The sequence below is a fragment of the Flavobacterium sp. LPB0248 genome (genome assembly GCF_013388355.1).
Classification (GTDB): Bacteria; Bacteroidota; Bacteroidia; order Flavobacteriales; family Flavobacteriaceae; genus Flavobacterium.
This window is the reverse complement of sequence record NZ_CP058246.1, coordinates 279,153-300,428: the sequence shown is the minus strand read 5'-3', so window position 1 is coordinate 300,428 and position 21,276 is coordinate 279,153. Positions and strand designations below refer to the sequence as shown.

The window sequence follows — 21,276 nt, the reverse complement described above, 5'->3', positions numbered from 1 at the left end:
TGAATTGAATTTACTGATTTATGGACAAAATTACTTTTACCCGATCAGAACTTTATGGTTTGGTTTGGAAATTTCCGATTCCACAGATTGCAAAACATTATGAAGTTTCCAGTATGGGAATTAAAAATGCGTGCGAAAAAATGAAGATTCCGCTACCAAAAAGCAGACATTGGGTTGGGCCAGAATATAAGAGAAAAATCATCCCGCAGTTACCGTTAGATTTTGACGGAAATAATGAGATTGCTATTTTTAAAAAGACGTACGAAATGCAACTTAGAGTTCCTTCTAAATCTACACCTTTACTTGATTTAACTCAAAGCATAAAAAATGACTCTCAAGCTCCTTTGACTATTGATGTAAAGCTCGATAAGTCAATTGATATTATCACCACGACTAAAGAGTATTGGGAAAGTAAAATTTTAAATGATGACGTTCTAGCCGATAAATTGGAGATTTTGGATTTGAGCGTTTCTGTCGAAAACCTGAATCGTGCCTTGCTGTTTATGAATGCTTTTATAAAACTGGTTCGATACCGTGGGCACGAATTTAGAAAAGGTCTCGACGGATTAGATACTGTGGTTTTTAAAAACGGAATTGAAATAAAAGTTGATTTAAGAGAAGCACAAAAAAGACTAATCAAAAATGGTTTAAGAGAAACTTGGGGTTACTTTTTTACAGGCGATTTTATTTTTAGAATTTCAAGAGGATCAAATAAAAAAGAATGGCGTGATGGAAAAATTAAACTTGAAAATAATCTTGCATTGATTATGGCTAAACTAGAATTAATGGCTGCAGAAGATTAGATAAATGGGGTAATAATATGTCGCTCCTCTGGAGCTTTATGTTGTAAACGGCTATACTTTGCTATAAATATTTCGCTTCTCCGAAGCTTGCAGAAAGAGATTGCCTCAAAAAAGCAATAGGATGAATGAAAGAAAGCCCCAGCGGGGTAAAATATTTATAGAATTTCAATAAGACATATGAAGAAAGCTCCAGAGGAGCGGTATATTTTTTAACCTAACTATATATCGTTCCTTTAAGGCATACACATAAAAAAAGCCGTCCAAATTAGGACAGCTTTTTCAAATAGTTGTGTTACGGTTTAAAACAAACCGGCTTAGTTTTTAAATTAATTGATTTTAACCAAGTGAGCTTCGATAGCAGCTCTTTGAGGTTCGTATTGAGCAGGAAGTTTTAAATTCTGACCTAATTCTTCTAAGCTTTCGTCTACAGTAAATCCAGGATTATCAGTTGCAATTTCGAACAAAACGCCTCCTGGTTCTCTGAAATATAAAGAGTGAAAATACTGTCTGTCAATTTGTGGTGTAATAGACAATCCGTAATCTTCGATTTTTTCTCTGAATTTCATCAAAATTTCATCATTTGGAACACGGAATGCTACGTGATGAACAGTTCCGTTTGCATTTAAACCACGTTTTTCCTCTGGCAATTCTACCAAGTCAACAATGGCAGCGCTTTCTACAGCATCTGTTGCGTAACGGTAGCGATTTACTTCCTGATCGATTAATTTGTAACCGAATATATCTGTTAAGATTGCAGCAGTTGCTTTGATGTTATTTAAAGTCAAAGTAATGTTATGAAAACCTTTTGTAGCTACATCTGCTTTTACTTCGTCAGTTTCCCAAGCTTTTCTGTTATCGTCTGTTTTAGATTCGATTAACTCTAATTTTAGTCCGTCTGGATCAAGGAAAGTCAGATATTTTTCTCCGAACTTTTCAGCTGGTTTATTGTAAATTACATTGTATTTTTCAAAACGTTTCTGCCAAAAATCCAAACTTCCTTTTGGAACAGAATAACCAATTTCGGTTGCCATTCCAGACCCTTTTCTTCCTTGTTGGATTCCTTCTCCCCAAGGGAAAAAAGTTAAAATAGTTCCAGCGCTTCCTACTTCGTCACCAAAGTAAAAATGGTACGTTCCAGGATCGTCAAAGTTTACTGTTTTTTTGATGAATCTTAATCCTAAAACTTTTGAATAAAAGTCAAAATTACGTTTAGCGTCGCCTGCAATAGCAGTAATATGATGTAAGCCTAATATTTTATTTTCCATGGTATTTGTTATATTAAATTGTTGTTTGATTTTCTTTTACAAATTTACGTCCGTTATGCTTCTGCATCGATTAACCTAGATTAAGAAATGAAATACGATACAGTTTTAAATTTTTCAAAGAACAACCAAATCCTATTCCATTTGATTAAACGCTTTGTTTTCAAGGTTTTTATGAAAAAATCAATTTGATATTACACGATATATCGTGATTTTAAAAATGGGGAATGTATATTTAGAGAATCAATAAAAAAAGAAAATTTTTAAGATTGATATTTTTCACGCTCCCGATAGCAATCGGGATAAAAAGATTTGAGCAGATTTAAATTAATTTATTAGTTTATTTTAGAAAAAAACTTTGCGACTCTGCGTCTTTGCGAGATTCCTTTTTATTATTCTTTAAAAGAAAACTTTGTGTCTTCGCGTCTTCGTGGCAAAAAAAATCCATTGAATCCTTTTTCCCGACAGCGATTGGGAGAGGTGCTTTTTAAAATTACAATTTTATAAATATTGATTTTCGAAGCTTTGTTTCAATATTTTTAGTTTTATGCCCTTTTCCAGTAGTGTCTTCAACCAATAAAATTGAACCAGTTGGGAATGTTCTTTTTTCTCCCAGTGAAGTTTCGATTTCTACGCCTCCTTCCAGTAAAACAATATACTGGCGGTCTGGCGCATTATGAAAATCGTAATCGTAAGATTGACTTACTTCTCTAAAAACAATAGATTGGACAGGCTCATCCTCAGATAAAAATCCGATATCGCCATTGTTTTTCAGCGGAACTTGAAAATCTTCAAAATGACTTTCTCCGTTTGAATCGCTGTAAACACGAGTTATGGTAATCATTATTTTTTATTAAAAATCAATGCGTTAGCACAATCTACTTCATCTTTACTGATGGTATGTCCCATATTTGGGTAGATTTTTTTAGTAACATCGGCACCCATTTTTGTCATAAGCGCTTCGGTATCATTAACTCTTTCTACAGGAACGTGAAAATCAGGATCACTTGTACCAATAAAAACTGGCGTATTTTCAAAGTTTCCAGAATAATGATTTTCATATACTTTGTCGCCAATTAATCCGCCGGTAAAAGCTACAATTCCGCCATATTTTGCAGCGTTTTTGGTTGCAAATTCCAAAGCAAGACAAGCTCCTTGAGAAAAGCCTAAGAAATAAATATTCTCTTTCTCAATTCCGTTTTGCTGAATCGCGACAACAACCTGATGAATTGCTTCTAAAGATTTGGAAAAAGAAGGTTCATTTTCGTTTAGTGGCGCTAAAAACGAATACGGATACCAAGTTCTGTTTTCTGCCTCAGGTGCAACCAGAGCAAAATCTTCAACCTTAAGATGTTTTGCAATCGAAAGAATATCATGTGCGCTTGCACCACGTCCATGAATCATAATTAAAGCTTTTTTCGCTTCATTTAAAGGAACACCGTCTGTTAATATTTCTGTATTCATAGTTTTTAATCTTTACTTTTTAGTCTAGAGATTGGAGTCTTTCGTCTTTATTCTTTCATCTTTTTTACTTCTTCCAAATATCAGCATACTCATCTGGATGTCTTTTAAATTGTGCGTGAACATACGGACAAAGTGGTAAAACTTTCAAATTATTTGCGCGAACATAAGAAACCATTTCTTCTAAAAGCTTCTTAGCATATCCTTTTCCTTCAGCTTCAGGTTCAACTCCAGTATGATAAACCGTTAGTAAATCAGGTTTAATACTTACCGTCATTTCGCCTAATTTTTTATCATCAACATAAAGATTAAAAGCGCCATGTTTTTTTTCGTCTAATTCTAATTTTATTGTTTCCATATATTTTTGATTCAATTTTTTGAGAGAAAATTATTTAGTTGAATTTAAGAAAATTAAACTGTCTATAAAAATAGTTCTACAGACAGTTTAATTAAGTCTTTCTGTATCTATTTATTTTATAAAATTAAGAATATCATTATTGATGGTTTCTGCTTCTGTCGTTGGCATACCGTGCGGAAAGCCAGGATATGAAATCAATTTTCCGTTTTTCAACAATTTGGCCGCTCTAGGCGCTTGATTGTAAGGAACAATCTGATCATCTTCTCCATGCAGAACTAGAACAGGAATATCTAAACTCTTTAAATCTTCGGTAAAATCAGATTCAGAGAATGCTTTAATTCCTTCGTAATGAGACAAAACAGAACCCATCATTCCTTGACGCCACCAGTTTTGTTTGATGCCTTCCTGAACGGTTTGTCCTTCGCGGTTCCATCCGTAAAACGGAATCGGGAAATCGTAGAAAAATTGTGCTCTGTTAAATCCAGTTCCATTTCTAATTTCATCAAAAACAGATAATGGCACACCTTCAGGGTTCGATTCGCTATGTATCATAATTGGAGTTACAGCACTAATAATTACAGCTTTTGCAACACGACCTTTTCCGTATTTTGCAGCATAGCGAATTACTTCACCACCTCCAGTTGAATGTCCAACGTGAATCGCATCTTTTAGATCTAAAGCTTCAGTCAATTCAGCGATGTCTGATGCATAAGTTTCCATGTTGTTTCCTTCAGAAGCTTGACCAGAACGGCCATGTCCGCGGCGATCGTGTGCAATAACTCTATATCCTTTTTGAAGAAAAAACATCATTTGTGCATCCCAATCGTCACTTGACAAAGGCCATCCGTGGTGAAAAACAATTGGTTGACCTTTTCCCCAATCTTTGTAATAAATCTGTGTTCCGTCTTTTACTGTAAATGTGCTCATAATTTTTTGATTTTAAGATTAATTTGTTTTATAATTTTAAGTATAAATTTGTTATTGGTTTAAAATTTAAACTCGTAACTTGTTTTTTGTTTTATTTTGTTTGATTATGGTACAAATGTATTACAGAATAAAATCTGCATCTATTAATCTAGATTAAGAACTGAAAGTTTTAAGTTGATAAGCACTGTTAAATTAATGAATTTTTGATATAATTTGTTGATTTTTAGGTTTTTATAAAATTACGTTTTTTAGTTTCTTTATTTGGAAAGAATTTCATTTTAGTATAAAAAAAATGCTAAACGGAATTGTTTAGCATTTTAGCAGTTAATCTTGTTGAAATGATTTTAGACTTCCATCATCATTAAATTCTATCGAATAGCGTTCTCGGCTTCCGCTTATAGATGACGGATGCCAACTTATTTTATTATCCCAAATAGAAATATAAACACTTGTGGTAGGTTGTGCGCCTTCAACTTCCTTTGTTTTTTCATTATAAACCTGAGCCACTTTTGCCGCATTTATAAAACTGATTTTATTTAAAGAAACCAAACGTCCTTTAACATCATCACGAACAGAAAGCTGAACTGGTTTTGGTCCAGACCATTTTTCATCATTAAATTCATAAATGTCTACATATTTTGGATTTTCGGGATGTTGCAGCATCGCATTTATTCTTCCATCATTGTAAAAGTATAAGATCGAGTAAATAAAGATTTCTTTTCCATTGTATTGAGGAAGGTTTTTCAGTTGTTCTTCTGCTTTTTTTAATATTTCGATATTAGTCAATAGATTAATTTCCTTTTTTTCGTTTTGCAAAGGCGTGGAAGTGACGTTTTCGGATTTTTTATTTACGATTGTATCATTAGGTTTTAAAGTTTCATCTATACTTTTTGAGATCTTTTCACAGCTTAAAAATAAAGTGCAAAACAGCATCGAAATAACTATCTTTTTCATTTGCTATATTTTGTTTAAATCATTTGCAAAAGCAATTTGGTTTGGATTTTCGGGATTATAAAAAATATCAATAAATTGTTTTTTGGTCATTTCTAAATCTAAAATTCCAATAACTTTTTTCAAACTATTTTGATGCACTAGATTTTTTGTGTCTTTATATTCTAACTCAAAACGCATCATTGGTTGTTCGTTAATATATGTTCCTGTTTGGCTTACCTTAATTAATTTGGCTTGAGTTTTTATTCCTTTAAATTTGAGTGCAAGCGAATTTTGATCTATGCCAGTTAGTTTTTTAAATATAAATTGAACCAAAACGCGATAGAACAATAGTACTAACGGAATGATTACTAACGGATGTCCAAAAGACATAAAACGCCAACCCATGCCATGACTTTCGGTTTGATAGGAAAAGAAATAATAGCCTACAACGATAAACGTAAAAAATAGCCAACCTAAAATTCTAATTGTTAAATTCCCGATACTTAGAGTTGGAGTAGCAGATGAAATCACAAAATAAGGAGGTTTTTTCATATGCTTGTCTAGTAATAAACTGATATGTTTTCCAGCTTCGAAACGTTTTTCACTGGGTTTGGTGTCTGTAATATCGGTATTATGAATGATTTCGGTATTTGCAAGATTTTTAAAACACAGTTTGAGTTGGTAATTGTCAAATTTAGAATTGAATTTAGAACTTTTCTTCGAACTAATTATTTCAGCTTCGCGACGTAATCCGTTTAATTTTATTTTTTCCAGATTATTTTTATTGACAAAAACCTGAATGATCCATTTATATAAATAACCAATTAAAAGGATCAGCCAGAGAATTACAGACAATAAAACAACGCCTAAAGCCCAATAAGGATCTTTGGTCTTTAAATCGTTGATATCTAAATCGCTATTGATTGCATAATACAAAATCATTGGAAAAGCAATTGCAAAAAAGAGCATGTAGAGTACCCAAAAGGTAATGGCTAAGTTTTTTTTCATTCGCTGTAAATTGGGGTTATTTAGAAGCTATATTAGAATTAAAATGTCTTAAAAAAACGACAATACTCAAATTTAGATAAAATATAGAAAATATCAAGGTTGTTTATGTTAAAGAAATTTTTTACGAAATCAAGAAATGATTCAGAAATAAAAACAACGTCTTCTTTAAATGAAATAAAAATTGCATTTCGTTAAAATAAATACAAAATAGTGTGTACTTTTGCCAGCAAACTATTGAACAAGCACTTGAAAAGGTTAATCATCATAGCACTTTCTATTTTAATTCTCTCGCCATCTTTTGGCAGCTTGTTCGTTTATGCTTCTTTTAAAATCAACCAGAAAGAAATTGCTAAAACGATTTGCGTTCAGCGTAAACAAGCATTTAACAGTTGTAACGGTCGTTGTGAACTTCAAAAAAGCATTAAAAAATACTCAGATAACGAACGAAAAATGCAAGACAGCCTAAAAGATAAATTAGAGCTTGTATATGTTCAAAATACTGCTGAAATCAATTTTAGCACAATTCCTGTTATCGAATCTAAAGATAATTCTTCCATTTTATTTGATAAGAAACCAATCGGGGCTTCTAATCTTACTTTTCATCCTCCGCTCCATACAGTGTAGAGGTCAATCTTTTTTAAGTCCTATATTCTCTCGAATTCCAATTTTTTATAATTGAAATTTTGAATGTCTTATTGCTTGCTTACGCGGATTTTAAATCCAAATTTGAGTAACAAATCACATAGTTTATTCTTTTAAAACGATATTGATCTTCTTTTGTAATTGAAGAGAATAACAATATTCTAACTTCATTTACTTTCGCCATTTTCTTGGCTTTTTCACTAGCATTTCGGAATTTTTGATATTCAAAAATTTATAGCTTTATGCTAAATTTTAAACGTTTTTTTATAACATCATCAAATGAAATCTTTTAATTTTTGGATTATCGCAGTATTGTTTGCGATTAGTTCCTGTACAATTGATAAAACAGATTACGAAGCTGAAACCGGTTCTGAAGTTCCTGAAAACTATATTTTTAAAGAAGCTGTTTCCTTTACCAGCGGTAACTATAAAATCACTATAGATGCCTTAAACGGAACATTTTATAAAGGATATAATGAACTTCACTTAAAAATTGTGAATACTCAGAACAATCAAGAACTGACTTCTTCTGCTGTAACTTTTCTACCCATATTAAGCAACGCTGACGGAAGCAAAAGTTCATGTCCGCATGAGTATAATATGGTGTACGACGCTACTAATAAATATTATAGCGGTTATTCTGTTTTTACTGGCGAAAGTTCTACAACTGCTAGCTGGAAATTGTACATCAGTTTTACGGCAGATAATCAAAAGCAGGAGATCAATAAAGATGTAGTAGTTGAAAAACAAACCAATAAGAATCTTAACATGACTGCTTTTGCAGGAAATGATGGCGAACAATATATAATTGCGCTTGTTTCACCACAAAAGCCTACAGTTTCAGAGAATCCGCTTGTGGCCGGAGTTTACAAATACAACAAACCAACAACTCCTGCGGGAACTTTTCCAGATCCTACGCAGTTTTCTTATTCAGAAGTTGCTGGATATACTTTAAAGTTAGATCCGAGAATGCCTGAACCTTCTATGGGGAATCATTCTTCGCCAAATAACAAGGATTTGGTTCAGGAAAATGATGGTTTGTATCATGGTGTTGTTAATTATACCATGACTGGTAACTGGACCTTGAATTTAATTATGATGAATCAAAACGGACTAATCATAAAAGGAACCGTAGTTTCAACGGATCACACGCCAGGAGTAGAAGGTGTGAAAAGCGAACTATATATTGATACTTTATTCTAATTACATGAAATATATTATAATGCTGCTTTTTTTGGGATTGTCGGTAACAGCACAAAATCAGCATGCACATCACGACAGCATTAAAAACTTAGAAGAAGTAACTGTAAAAAATGCCACAAAAAAGAAAATAGAAACCGAGATGAAAATGGCAGTTTCTGTTGATGAATTTCTATCATCATCGGATAATATCAGTTTTATAAAGCGTGGAGCTTATGCTTGGGAACCTTTATTGAACAATATGAGCACCGAACGTTCTACGGTTACTATTGACGGAATGCACGTTTTTGGCGCTTGTACTGATAAAATGGACCCGATTACGTCTTATGTAGAGAGCAATAATCTAGCGGCAATTGATATTAAATCGGGACAGGAAGGAAGTCTTCATGGTGCAACGATTGCAGGAAGCATCGATTTAAAACGAAAAAGTACGCCGTTTGGTCTTCAAAAGAAATGGAATGGTGTTTATCAAACAGGATTTGAGTTTAATAATAAGCAGTTTTTCAATTTGGGGAATATATCTTATTCAGGAACTAAGTTTGTGGCAGACGGAAGTATTTCGTACCGAACAGCCGATAATTATCATGATGGAAATAACGATGAAGTAAAGCATTCGCAATACAATAAATTCAATACTTCATTGGGATTGGCGTATAAAACAAGCGATTTGTCTTCGTTACGATTAGACGCGATTTTTGATGTGGCAAAAGATGTAGGTTATCCTGCTTTGCCAATGGATTTGTGGCTTTCGCGCGCACTGATTACTTCGGCTTCTTATAAGCAATTGTTTGAAGAAGGTTTGGTTAGGGTAGTGGACACAAAAGTATATTTTAATGCCATTGAACATTATATGGATGATACAACGCGACCAGAAAATTTAGTTCATATGGATATGCCGGGCTGGAGCACAACTTACGGATTGGTTTCTAAAGCCAATTTGAAAAGGAATAATTATTCGTCTGAAATTCAGTTGAATGCTTATGATAATTTGTCGATTGCAGAAATGCGCATGTATCCGCAAGATAGAAGTGAGAGAACAATGTTTGCTTACAGCTGGCCTTGGGTAACGACTCGTTTTGCTGGACTTTCAATGAATAATTCTTGGGAACTTTCGGAGAAAAGCACGGTAAATCTGGGAGGTTCTTTGGGAGTAAATTACAATTATTCTAAATATATAGAGTTCAACTGGATTTTTCATCCTGGAGCGCCTCAGGAAAAAACGAGATTTCTGCCAAGTTTAAATGCTAGTTACCAATTAAATATAGATCAGTTTAATTTCTCTGTAGGAACGGGTTATGGCCATAGAGCGCCTTCTGTTTCTGAAGGTTACGGATATTACATTTATAATAGTTTTGACCGTTATGATTATATTGGAGATCCGAATTTGAAAAATGAAATTTCGTATGAAGGAAATGCAAGCGCAGGTTTTAAAAACGAAAGATTAAGCATTCAAGGAAAAATTAATTACTTCTACATTGATAATTATATTATTGGTAAAATCCTGAGTTTAGGAAGTCCGATGAATTATCAATCGGTTGGGGTAAAAGGATATACATCTTTAGATTATGCAACACTTTTGAATATGTCTGCGAATGTGAGTTATGATATTTTGGAACATCTTCACTGGAAAGGAACGCTTACTTATGCCCGTGGAATGGATAATAAAGGAGGAAATCTACCTTTTATTCGTCCGTTAAGTTATGTGACTTCATTGCATTATATGTATAAAAATTTCGGAATCCAGACTTCTGTAAATGGCGATTTTGAACAGATTAACTATAGTCCGGAATATGGTGAAGATTTAACGGCAGCTTATGCAATTTGGAATATTTCTGCCAATTATTCTTTTACAATCAATAAAGTTAGAAGCACAGTACAGATTGGCGCAGAGAATTTATTAAACAAATACTACAGCACATATGCCGATTGGGGAAATATCCCGAGAATGGGACGTAATATTTTCACATCTTTAAAATTGAATTTCTAGTAAATAAAAATGAAAAAAGTTTTTAGTATCACAATGACAATTCTGTTCCTGCTGGTTTCATTCCAGCAGGCGCTTATCATTGTGCACTTTAAACTGAATCAAAATGCTATAGAAAAAGAGTTTTGTGTCAATAAAGCCAAGCCAGAATTACAATGTCATGGTAAATGCCATTTAAAGAAAGAGCTTCAGGAAACGGAAAAAAATACAGATTTAGAATTGAGAAGTATCAGCAAGAAGATTGATATCGCTTTAATTTCCAATATCGAATTTGCTGTTTCTGTTCCAAAAGTTATACATTCTAAAAAAGTTACTCTTTATAAAGAAACCGATCAGACAGAACCTTGTCTCGAAATTTTTGTGCCACCGCCTATTTTGTAATTACCCCTTGTCAATTATAAAAATAGAATACCTTACAAAAATTTAAAATCATATAATGGAAACTTTAAAAAAATACCTTTTATTATCAGCAGCTGCTTTGGCATTTGCATCTTGTTCAAACGATGATAGCACTCCTGCAGCAAACAATCTAACGCTAGAATTTAATAATACTTTCAAAGACAAGACAATTGTTTTAGGAGATGCGACTTCAGCTTCTGCAACTACAAATACTTCTGCAGCAGGGCAAATTCATCACTTTTCTGAAGTAAAATATGTGATCAGTAACATTCGTCTTATAAAAGATGACGGAAGTGAAGTGCCTTACAATGTAAATGATTTAGATAAAGGTGCAACGGTTATCGATCAGGCAAAAGCAGCTTCTTTGAGTTATGTTTTGAATAATGTGCCATCTGCAACATATAAGCAGATTAAATTTGGTTTAGGAATCAAGACAGAACAAAATACTTTAGACCAAACAAGATTTCCTAAATTTTATGCAGCAGCTGGAGCCAATGATACAGCAATGATGTGGGAATGGGGAACAGGATATCGTTTTACAAAAGTAGAAGGTTTTTATGATACTGATAATAAAACGATGTCTATTCACACAGGAAGCACTGTTGCTGGAACTGAAGGTGCTTATACACAGGGTGTAAATGCTTATAGAGATGTTACATTAAGCCTTACAACAAATGCAGTGGTTGGAAGTAAAGCTCCAAAAATCAAAATTAAAGCTGATTTTGATAAATTATTGAGCGGAAAAATCAATACAATTACATTATCAACAGGAACTGGTATGAGTGACAATGCTACTCCAAATGTGCATACTGCAGCTCAAATGGTAAAATTTGTGGATAATTTAGGAGGAAACGGAACAAACGATATTTCAGGAATGTTTTCTGTAACTAGTGTAGAAAACTAAGTTAACTCTTTGATAGAAATCTAATTTAATCTGCTTAAATCTTTTAAAATCTGCGTGAAATATTTTTGCGCATAGATTTTTTCACGCAGATTTAAAGAGGATTGAGGCAGATCTAGGCAGATTAAATTAGTCTGTTGATAATTATATGAGCCGTCTGAAATTAAAAGACGGCTCTATTTTAAAACTCATTAAAATGAAAAAAATATTTGGCTTCATTATAACCGTAATCTTTTTCACTTCTTGTAGCAGTAGTGATTCTGATGAGACTTATTTTGATAATCCTGAGCTTTCATTACATATTCCCACAGATTTTCCAGAAGTAAACAATTATGTGAGTTTGAACAAGCCTACAAAATATGGAGCTGAATTGGGCGAAAAGCTTTTTTCTGATAAAAGATTTAGCGCAGACAATACAATTTCATGTTCAAGCTGTCATATTCAAGGAAATGCTTTTGCAGATCATAATGCACGAGCAATTGGTATTGAAGGAAGAGTCGGACTGAGAAATGCACCACCACTTCAGAATTTAATGTTTTTAAAGTTCTTTAATTGGGATGGAAGCAGACTCCAGTTGGAAACACAACCTTTAGTTCCTATTATTACACACGAAGAAATGGATTCTTCGATTCTAGAAGTGATCGGAAAAATTAAAGACGATGCTTCTTATAAAGACTTATTTAAAAAAGCTTTTGGAGATCAGGAAATTACAGCTGATAGAATTTATAAAAGTATTGCTCAGTTTGAATACACTTTAATTTCTGCTAATAGCAAATACGATAAAGTAAAACGAAAAGAAGGTCAGACGTTTACAGAAAGTGAAGCGGCGGGTTATGCGACATTTCAGCAAAAATGTGCTAGCTGTCATAGTACGGAATTGTTTACAGACCAGAGTTTTAGAAATATTGGATTTCCGCTAAATACAGATTCTAATGAGGCAGGAAGAGGAAGGGTAACAGGAATTCCATCTGATTTTATGAGTTTTAGAGTTACGAGTTTACGTAATGTTGAATATACGGCACCTTATGGAAGTTTTGGACAGTTCGCGACTTTAAAATCTGTTTTGGATTATTTTGACAATGGTGTTTTGGAAGCAGAGAATCTAGATCCGATTTTTAAAAATAATGGTAACAGAATTCCGCTTACAGAATTGGAAAAAGAAAACCTTATTGCGTTCATGAAAACCTTGAGCGACAAAGATTTTACAGGGAAGTAATCTCGAAAGACTTGATTTTACTGGTATTTGGCATTTCTTTTATAAAAAAGAAGAAATGTTTATAATATGTTGATAAATAATACGTTGCGGATAGTGTTAAAATCTGATTTCGATAGATTAAATGTTTTAAATTTAGTAACTGAATGATAGTTAATTATTTAAAAGTATTTGAATATGGAAAGAGCTATAAAATTACAGGTTCGCAAAGAACTTGACGGGAAGCAGCAGGTCAACATAATTAAGCTGAAAGGCAGTTTAATCACCAAAGGCTACACAGAAATTATCCATATTAGCGATAAGGACGATGAATTTTACATTAATTCGTTTGCAACCAAAACAGAAGCAAGCAATGAAGTAAAAGAATTTATTTTAGATTTTATAAACAAAGAAAATTTAAGCAATACAATTAGTGTTCTAGCATAATTTGATAGAATGTACAATAGAATGTACAATTGTAGTGCTTAATATCGCAGATTTAAACTGCACTTGTAAAACTTGTATTTTGATCCAGATAAATAGGCTTATCTTGTTTAGCATCATCTGGTTTCTCGTCCCAATCTCCCCAATCTCCTACATAAGTTTTACGGAATATTAATTCGTTATTATCACCATTACAAACCAAAGTTCGGTCTGTACAGGTTTCATTGTTTGGACTGAAATTTATTTGTAAATCTTTCATGACGTAATTATTATAATTGTTTGTAAATGAGATTATAAAAGTAGAAATAACCAATCATAATTAATTATAAAATAATATTAAATTATTGTTTAATTTGCATGTATGTGATTGAAAACTAACTTGATAAAAACAGCTGTCTCAAAAAGACAGCTGTTTTTTGTAAGCTTCAGAGAAGCGAAATATTTATAGTCAAAAATGTTTTTTGCAATAAAAATAGCTCCGGAGGAGCGACATATTTTTTTTCATAATCGGAATATATGTCGCTCCTCCGGAGCTATTCTTTATTTGTCTTATTGAATTCTATAAATATTTTACCCCGCTGGAGTTTGCTGATAGAATAATTTTATCAATATCCTGTTAACTCAAAATGATTATGCTTTTGAGACAGCCTTTTTTACATTTATTTTTTTCTGTTTTTCTCTCTATTAAGACACCTTCCTCGCGGTTCATCGCCTTCTTGAAGTATGATTTCAGAATGTAAAAACTGAGCGGCATCTGCAGAACCTTGTACTTTTGCGGCACTACGTTCTAGCATTTCGGCTTCAAATTCGTTTAGTACACATGCTCTCAATCCTCTTTCTTTCCATTTCGATTTAGCGTTACAGCCTTTCGAAATTTTTCTAGCCAGTTTTAAAGCATCGAGTAAAGCTTGATTGGCACCTTGTCCCTTAAACGGACTCATCGGATGCGCCGCATCGCCAATTAAAGTAACATTTTTATTTTTTTCTAGTAACTCCGAATTCAATAATTCACGATCATAAACAGGATATCCAGAAATTAAATTTTCCTGCGTTGCTTCTAGAATTTGAGGAATAGGAGTGTGCCATTGCGTTCTTTTGCGAGCTTCTTCTTTGAGTGCTTTAGGTCCTTTTGCACTTAATTCTTTGGCTTCTTCTTCAGACATCGGAAAACTAAGCTGCCACATTACAGAATCTACAGTATATGGCATTATATAAATGCGTTCGTTTCCGTTGGCCGTCTGAAATATTGTTGCACCGTCTAATAAATCACTTGAAACTCCTTCGAGAGCACTTAAAGGACAAATTCCTAAGATAACAATGCAATCCAAATAACGAAGCGGTGTACTATCGTCTCCAATTGTTAGTTTTCTAACAGCGCTTCTAATGCCATCTGCACCTACAACAAGATCAGCTTTTGCCGTTTTTATTTCTCCGTTTACCTGAAAATTAAGTTTGACACCATCTTCAGATTCATTAAAATCTACTAATTGACGTCCCCATTGAACATTGTTATTTCCTCCAAGCTGTTCCAAAAGTGCCAATCGCAGCGATTGTCTTGCGATATGTATGTTGGTACGTTTTGTAGGCGTTTTAATGGCGGTTTCCAGCCATTTTCTAGTTCCCCATTCGCCCAATATTTTGCCTTCAGTATTGTGTACAATATGTTTTGTTGAAATTACGCCATTCAAAGAAGTAATTCCTAATCCTTTCATGGCTTTACTGGCTTGCTGTAAAGTAAGTCCGTAGCCCTGAGATCTCGCATTGAAGTCGCTGTCTCTTTCATAAATTGTGAAAGGAATTCCGCGATGTAAACATGCAACGGCCAAAGCGACACCGCCTATACCCGCACCAATAATGGCGACATGTGGTTTTGCAAGATCAGGTTCAAGATACTTCTCAGATTGAATTAATCCAGATCCCGAACAATTTTGGCACAAATGCAAGTGAGCTTTAGGACGAATGGGGGCAACACCGCTTTGTGTACTCTCAAATACAGCCAATTCCGTCTGATAACGTCGTTGTGCTTTTTTAGTGAGTCCGCGATTTATTTTGCCCTGTCCTTGGCATTCATGACATATAGTCCACATAATCTGTTGTAGCTTATTTTAAAGGTGTAAAAATAACTAAATGATGTCAGAATAAATCGCTAATCTTTATAAGGTAAGATTTTCAGTGCTTTATAGGATTATTTTATAATTTTTAAAAATGATTATATAAGTCAAACCATTGTATTTGAGGTAATTTTAATAATCATTTAAAAACGAAGAATTATGGAAAAGAATAATCAAACCCAGAAAAATCCGAATCCTAAACAACAGGGAGGAGGAGATCATCGAAATGACACGAGAAAACATCAATATAAAGAACATGACGAAGTTTTGACAAATGATGAAAATTATGATGTTGACACGAAAAAGTTTAAAGGTGAAGAACCTGAACTCGATGATAAGTTGAATAATGAAGAAAAAAAATAATATGAAAACGTCTCAAGTTTTATTTGAGGCGTTTTCTTTTGGTTATAAATTCATTTGTTGCCTTTAAACGACTTTTTTTAAGAGATAAAAGAGAAGAAGTAAAAAATATGACTTGATTTTTATAGATTTGTAATAATCTAATACAATACTATCCCATAATAGGGAAGCAATTATATAATACAACGCATGAAATCGGTTACTTCAGTTTTTTTACTTTTAATGTTTGTCTGTACAAGTTCATACTCACAATTGAGCTCTGATAAAATATTCGAGAGTTTTAAACAAGGGGAACGCACCAATTGTTCATCTATAGCATTTATTAAAGCGTCTTTAAACATTTATGGTCTAGATAACTTGTTTGTGAGCGAAAAGTTAAACGACGATTTATATAAAATCACACTAAAAAATAACGCAACATTTAATCTGAATAGCAGTGAAATAAATAAAGCCAAAGAATCTGCAGGCTTTGTTTATATTAAAGACAATTGCGATAGCGAAAAAATTACCGATTATGCAGAGCTGACTTATGCGGTAATGGCAAAATACAAACAGATTATAGATAAAGAATCTACTTTTGATAAAGCGCTCGAAGATTTAGAAGATGGGACAGTGTATACTCCAACAATTTATAAATATCTCGGATTTGCATTAGGCAAACAGATTCAAAAATTAAAAAAAGAATCAGGAACAGACTATTGCGGTGTTGTGGCTTGGTCAAAAGTGCATGCTGTTTTTGTCTGCGGAGAATTTATGGACTATTATGGAAACAAAAAGAGCTTATGGATAAAATATCCGAGCCGTTTCAGAATAATTAAGTCGTAAAACAGTAAAATAACTTTTGGAAAAATGTGCTGAAATAGCCAAAATTCTTGCTTTGGCTGTACTATTTTCCCTATCGCAACGTCACAATTATAATTTTATTGTGAAAAAGAAATTATAAAAGTTGCATTTTAACATAATTTATATATTTTTGTTTTTATTCAAGAACCAAATCTATTAAGAAAATGAAGAGCAAGATTATTTTATTATGTGTCCTTTTCTTCTTGACGACTGCTGCCGTTTCTGCACAGGCAAAAAATGCACCAAGAAGTATCATTAGTACAACAGCCTTAATCCGTAAATACCATGACCAAAAAGAATTAAGTGGTATGCAAAAAGGAGAACTTTTAGAATTGTACATTGAACGTATTAAAGTTCTTGTAAAAACACTTCCTTACATTGCTTTGGTTACTAAACCTGGTGTAACAATGGCAGATTTAGGTATTCCGGACACTAGTGAGAATAAAAAAATCTTAGATGGACAGGCAGAAGGCACAAATGTTTTCTTAGATACTACAGTAGATTTCCAAAGAAAAATGATGCCTTATTCTGATAAAGGAAATCTTATCGCTGCAATATTGTTTTATGAAACTACATTGAAATCATTGCACGAGTTTAACGAATTATAATATTTCAATACCAAAATATAGAAAGCTCCAAGGTCTTATGATCTTGGAGCTTTTTTTTTTGCATTTAACTTTACAAAAAATGCAATTAAAAGTAATTTTTAAGTTTCAGATTAGTATAATTCTTATAAAATCATAAAAAGCTACATTTTGTATAACTATTTTATTTTTAGGTTTTTAAGGTGTTTTGTTGACGGGAGTTAACATTTTTTTTGCAAAAAGTTTAATTAAAATTTGGGAACTAAAATTTTTAACATACTTTTGTTCTATCAAATTAGTAGAGTTTAAAATTTAGTTAGAAATACAGAGATTAAAACCTTATCATTTCATTTTCAGAAATATAAAAGCATAAGACGTTTACACCTTATGCATCACTACGGTTAAAATTCCTCTTTTTAAATTCATTATAGATTTTTAATAACACTACCCTGAACAAGGGTAAAAATTGTATAGGCCAAATAAAATAATAATCTAAAAAAAGTAAAAATGAAAAAACGAATGTGCTGCAGATAAAAAAAGAAACCATTTCTGTTGCAGCAGAAATGGTTGGAGTTTAAAGAAATTGTCATCTCTACAAGGAAAGCATGGATAGTAAAAATCTATTCACAGCTCGCCTTATTATTAAACTAAAACAAAGTAATGAAAATAAAATTAAAAAGATATGCTTGGCTATGTATTTTATTGATTTCCATAGGAGTTAAAGCTCAAGATACTCAGCCTTTGATTCAATCTAAACTGGAAGGAACCGTAGTCGATGCCGTTACAAAAGAGCCAATTATTGGGGCTTCAGTAACTATTAAAGGAACTACACACGGTGTTATCACAGATACAGATGGAAAATTTTTCTTCCAAACAGGACAAAAATTCCCTTATACGCTTTTAATTAGTTATTTAGGATATAAAAAAGAAGAAGTTGTAGTCAACAAAAACGCGATTGTTATTGATCTTGCCGAAGAACAGAATGCATTGTCTGAAGTAGTGGTTACGGCACTTGGAATTTCAAAAGAAAAGAAATCTTTAGGATACACGACTCAAGCTGTTAAAGGAAAAGAATTGGCAACTACAAAAGAAACCAACTTTTTGAATGCTCTTTCAGGTAAAGTGGCGGGTGTGCGTATTACCAATTCGCAAGGAGATATGGGATCTTCACGTATTATTATTCGTGGAGAAACTTCTATCGCAGGAAATAACCAGCCGCTTTTTGTGGTAGATGGAGTTCCTGTAGATAACTCACAATTGAATTTTGGTGGAGCTACACGTGATTTTAGAAATGCAATTGCCGATTTGAATCCGCAGGACATTGAAACTTTGACTGTTTTAAAAGGACCAAATGCTGCTGCTCTTTACGGATCGCGTGCTGCGCATGGTGTAGTGCTTATTACGACAAAATCTGGAAAAGGCCAAAAATCAGGATATGGAGTTACTTTTAATACTGGTATAACCGTTTCTCAAGTCGCTACGTTACCTTCTTTCCAGAATAGTTTCGGACAAGGTTCTAATGGAAGATTTAGCTACGTAGACGGAAAAGGAGGAGGAGTTAATGATGGTGTTGATGAAAGCTGGGGACCACGATTGGATGGCCGTCTTATTCCGCAGTTTTATTCTAAAGGTGAAGCAGTTCCTTTTGTGGCGCACCCAAATAATGTGAAGGACTTCTTTAACACAGGACTTACTTATGATAATAGTGTTTCTATTGCAAAATCGAATGAAAAATCGGATTTCCGTTTAGGTGTAAACAACCAAAAACAGCTTGGAACTGTACCGAACAGTGAAATAAACAAAACAAACTTTACCATTAATACCAACTATCAGATTTCTGAAAATGTAAAAGTTGGGGTTAATGCGAATTATATTGTAACAAATTCTCCACAATTGCCTGGTGGTCCAAATGGTGGACGTGCGGCAGGTGTAATGCTTCAGTTTCTTTGGTTCGGACGTCAGGTTGACATCAATGAATTGGATAAAGACTGGAACACTAACTGGAATAACAGTTACTACAGCAATCCGTATTGGAATGCGTATTACAATACAACAAGCCAGCAACGTAACCGTATAATTGGAGATATTCACTTAGATGCGAAATTGGCAGAAGGACTTAACTTCAAATTCCGTACAGGAGTTGATTATTATAATGACCGAAGAAAATATACTATCAAGTATGGTACAAACGGAACTCCTTTCGGATCGTATGCAGAAGATGCTTACACTGTAAATGAGCAAAATACTGAGGGTATATTTCAATATACAAAACAGCTTAATGATGATTTTACTGTAGATGCACTTGCTGGATTCAACATTCGTAATCATAGCGATGCCAACAACTATCAGAAAGCGCCACGTTTAGCGGTTCCAGACTTATATACTTTAACCAACTCGAGAGATCCGTTAACGTCATCAAATTCATTATCTAGATTGAGAGTTTACAGTGCTTATGCTTCTGCTCAGTTTGGTTTTAGAAATTATGCTTTCTTGAACGTTACGGCACGTAATGATTGGTCTTCTACTTTACCAAGCAGCAACCGATCTTATTTCTACCCATCTTTTAACGGAAGTGTAGTCTTAACCGATGCATTAAACATTAAGAGTAGTACGCTTGATTTCTTAAAAGTGAGAGGTGGATGGTCTGAAGTAGGTAACGATGCAGATCCGTACCAATTGGCTACAGTTTATAATTTCCAAACAGCTTTTGACGGAAATCCGATCCAGACTTCTTCGCAAAAGAAATTAAATGAAAACTTAAAACCAGAAACAACTCGTTCTACAGAGGTAGGTCTTGAAGCTTCTTTCTGGAAAAACAGACTTCATTTTGATGTAGCGTATTATAATACGAATAGTTTTGACCAGATTTTAGAAATAAAAACGACAGCCGCGAGTGGTTATACTTCACAGTTAATCAATGCAGGTAAAATTAACAATCAAGGTATAGAAGTGCAGTTGGACGGAAATCCAGTTCAAACAGAAAACTTCAAATGGAATGTGGCTTTAAATTATTCTAAAAATAAGAGTAAAGTAGAAATTCTAGATTACGCAGGAGATATTAAAAACTATACTATTGGTTCTTCTGGAGGTGTTGATGTTTTGGCATCTGTAGGACAAGCTTACGGAGCGCTTTACGGAACAGCGTATGAGCGTGATGCAAGTGGTAACATTGTGGTAGGAGCAAACGGTCTTCCAAAAGCAGATCCGACAAAAAGAGTTTTAGGACATTATACGCCAGATTATTTAGCAGGTCTTACAAATACTTTGACATACAAGAATCTTGAACTTTCATTCCTTGTTGATGCTAGTGTTGGTGGAGAACTTTTCTCTGGAACAAATAGAACAGGAAACTATACAGGAGTTTTAGCGCAGACTCTTCCAGGGCGTGGTGCTGAAAACGGCGGATTAAGCTATTACTATCCAGGAAACAATACGGCTAATCCGAAAACTCTTGTAACAGGCGGAGCTGCTCCAAGCGGTGTAACAGTTTATGATGACGGAATGATTTTCGGAGGTGTATTTGCAGACGGAACTCCAAACAATAAAGTGATTAGTGCACAAGAATATTACAAAGCTTCTTACAACATTAGCGAAGCGTATATCTACAGTTCAACTTTTGTAAAAATGAGAGAGATCAAGCTTACTTATAATTTTAATAAAAAGCTCATTAAAAAACTTGGATTAGAAGGAGCAAGCGTTACTGCTGCTGGCCGTAACTTATTCTTTATCTACAAAGATGCACCAAATATTGATCCTGAAACGGCTTTCAATACAGGAAATGCACAAGGATTAGAAAGTTTAGCGTTGCCAACAACCAGAAACTACAGTCTTAACCTTAATGTTAAATTTTAAAAACTCAGAATC

The 21,276-nt window shown here is 33.6% G+C and carries 21 protein-coding genes; 12 read left to right on the top strand and 9 right to left on the bottom strand.

Going from position 1 to position 21,276, the window contains the following annotated elements; genetic code table 11:
* Positions 1 to 20: 20 nt before the first annotated feature.
* Entirely contained in the window at positions 21 to 803 is a 783-nt protein-coding gene (locus tag LPB248_RS01130; RefSeq protein ID WP_177209779.1) for a hypothetical protein, read from the top strand.
* A 326-nt stretch (positions 804 to 1,129) separates the two neighbouring features.
* Here LPB248_RS01130 and LPB248_RS01125 read toward each other — a convergent pair whose 3' ends face one another.
* The 7 genes from LPB248_RS01125 to LPB248_RS01095 form a co-directional block, all read right to left on the bottom strand.
* Positions 1,130 to 2,068 carry a ring-cleaving dioxygenase gene (locus LPB248_RS01125; protein ID WP_177209778.1) on the bottom strand — a complete coding sequence of 313 codons (939 nt, stop codon included), beginning with the start codon at positions 2,066 to 2,068 and terminating at the stop codon, positions 1,130 to 1,132.
* Between the two features lie 490 nt (positions 2,069 to 2,558).
* Positions 2,559 to 2,909, bottom strand: a complete 351-nt coding sequence (locus tag LPB248_RS01120; RefSeq protein ID WP_177209777.1) for a hypothetical protein — start codon at positions 2,907 to 2,909, stop codon at positions 2,559 to 2,561.
* Entirely contained in the window at positions 2,909 to 3,529 is a 621-nt protein-coding gene (locus LPB248_RS01115; protein WP_177209776.1) for an alpha/beta hydrolase, read from the bottom strand. Before LPB248_RS01115 ends, LPB248_RS01120 begins: the two co-directional genes overlap by 1 nt.
* Before the next feature lie 64 nt (positions 3,530 to 3,593).
* Positions 3,594 to 3,884, bottom strand: a complete 291-nt coding sequence (locus LPB248_RS01110) for a GNAT family N-acetyltransferase (RefSeq protein ID WP_177209775.1) — start codon at positions 3,882 to 3,884, stop codon at positions 3,594 to 3,596.
* A gap of 111 nt (positions 3,885 to 3,995) precedes the next feature.
* Positions 3,996 to 4,811, bottom strand: coding sequence for an alpha/beta fold hydrolase (locus tag LPB248_RS01105; protein ID WP_177209774.1), 816 nt, complete (start codon positions 4,809 to 4,811; stop codon positions 3,996 to 3,998).
* 324 nt (positions 4,812 to 5,135) lie between these two features.
* On the bottom strand, positions 5,136 to 5,765 hold the full coding sequence (locus tag LPB248_RS01100; protein ID WP_177209773.1) for a hypothetical protein: 630 nt from the start codon (positions 5,763 to 5,765) through the stop codon (positions 5,136 to 5,138).
* Between the two features lie 3 nt (positions 5,766 to 5,768).
* Positions 5,769 to 6,752 carry a hypothetical protein gene (locus LPB248_RS01095; protein ID WP_177209772.1) on the bottom strand — a complete coding sequence of 328 codons (984 nt, stop codon included), beginning with the start codon at positions 6,750 to 6,752 and terminating at the stop codon, positions 5,769 to 5,771.
* Positions 6,753 to 6,998: 246 nt separating this feature from the next.
* Between LPB248_RS01095 and LPB248_RS01090 the strand changes: the two genes are divergently transcribed.
* The 7 genes from LPB248_RS01090 (at position 6,999) to LPB248_RS01060 (ending at position 13,517) form a co-directional block, all read left to right on the top strand.
* Positions 6,999 to 7,376 carry a hypothetical protein gene (locus LPB248_RS01090; RefSeq protein WP_255462981.1) on the top strand — a complete coding sequence of 126 codons (378 nt, stop codon included), beginning with the start codon at positions 6,999 to 7,001 and terminating at the stop codon, positions 7,374 to 7,376.
* 297 nt (positions 7,377 to 7,673) lie between these two features.
* On the top strand, positions 7,674 to 8,597 hold the full coding sequence (locus tag LPB248_RS01085) for a hypothetical protein (protein WP_177209771.1): 924 nt from the start codon (positions 7,674 to 7,676) through the stop codon (positions 8,595 to 8,597).
* A gap of 4 nt (positions 8,598 to 8,601) precedes the next feature.
* Positions 8,602 to 10,581: a TonB-dependent receptor plug domain-containing protein gene (locus LPB248_RS01080; protein WP_177209770.1), complete on the top strand. Its 1,980-nt coding sequence runs from the start codon at positions 8,602 to 8,604 to the stop codon at positions 10,579 to 10,581.
* Between the two features lie 9 nt (positions 10,582 to 10,590).
* A complete protein-coding gene (locus tag LPB248_RS01075; protein WP_177209769.1) occupies positions 10,591 to 10,959 on the top strand; it encodes a hypothetical protein in 369 nt (122 codons plus the stop codon).
* Positions 10,960 to 11,014: 55 nt separating this feature from the next.
* Positions 11,015 to 11,881, top strand: coding sequence for an MbnP family protein (locus LPB248_RS01070; protein WP_177209768.1), 867 nt, complete (start codon positions 11,015 to 11,017; stop codon positions 11,879 to 11,881).
* Between the two features lie 193 nt (positions 11,882 to 12,074).
* Entirely contained in the window at positions 12,075 to 13,094 is a 1,020-nt protein-coding gene (locus tag LPB248_RS01065) for a cytochrome-c peroxidase (protein WP_177209767.1), read from the top strand.
* Positions 13,095 to 13,268: 174 nt separating this feature from the next.
* Complete coding sequence (locus tag LPB248_RS01060) at positions 13,269 to 13,517, top strand: hypothetical protein (RefSeq protein WP_177209766.1); 249 nt, start codon at positions 13,269 to 13,271, stop codon at positions 13,515 to 13,517.
* A gap of 52 nt (positions 13,518 to 13,569) precedes the next feature.
* Here LPB248_RS01060 and LPB248_RS01055 read toward each other — a convergent pair whose 3' ends face one another.
* Entirely contained in the window at positions 13,570 to 13,773 is a 204-nt protein-coding gene (locus LPB248_RS01055; RefSeq protein ID WP_177209765.1) for a hypothetical protein, read from the bottom strand.
* Positions 13,774 to 14,173: 400 nt separating this feature from the next.
* Positions 14,174 to 15,601 carry an FAD-dependent oxidoreductase gene (locus tag LPB248_RS01050; protein WP_177209764.1) on the bottom strand — a complete coding sequence of 476 codons (1,428 nt, stop codon included), beginning with the start codon at positions 15,599 to 15,601 and terminating at the stop codon, positions 14,174 to 14,176.
* Positions 15,602 to 15,784: 183 nt separating this feature from the next.
* Between LPB248_RS01050 and LPB248_RS01045 the strand changes: the two genes are divergently transcribed.
* The 4 genes from LPB248_RS01045 to LPB248_RS01030 all read left to right on the top strand — a co-directional run bounded on the left by LPB248_RS01045 (position 15,785) and on the right by LPB248_RS01030 (position 21,264).
* Positions 15,785 to 15,988 (top strand): hypothetical protein, encoded by a 204-nt coding sequence (locus LPB248_RS01045; RefSeq protein ID WP_177209763.1) that lies wholly within the window; start codon positions 15,785 to 15,787, stop codon positions 15,986 to 15,988.
* A 186-nt stretch (positions 15,989 to 16,174) separates the two neighbouring features.
* Entirely contained in the window at positions 16,175 to 16,810 is a 636-nt protein-coding gene (locus tag LPB248_RS01040) for a hypothetical protein (protein ID WP_177209762.1), read from the top strand.
* A gap of 182 nt (positions 16,811 to 16,992) precedes the next feature.
* A complete protein-coding gene (locus LPB248_RS01035; protein WP_177209761.1) occupies positions 16,993 to 17,436 on the top strand; it encodes a hypothetical protein in 444 nt (147 codons plus the stop codon).
* A 636-nt stretch (positions 17,437 to 18,072) separates the two neighbouring features.
* Positions 18,073 to 21,264 carry a SusC/RagA family TonB-linked outer membrane protein gene (locus LPB248_RS01030; RefSeq protein ID WP_177209760.1) on the top strand — a complete coding sequence of 1,064 codons (3,192 nt, stop codon included), beginning with the start codon at positions 18,073 to 18,075 and terminating at the stop codon, positions 21,262 to 21,264.
* Positions 21,265 to 21,276 lie beyond the last annotated feature (12 nt).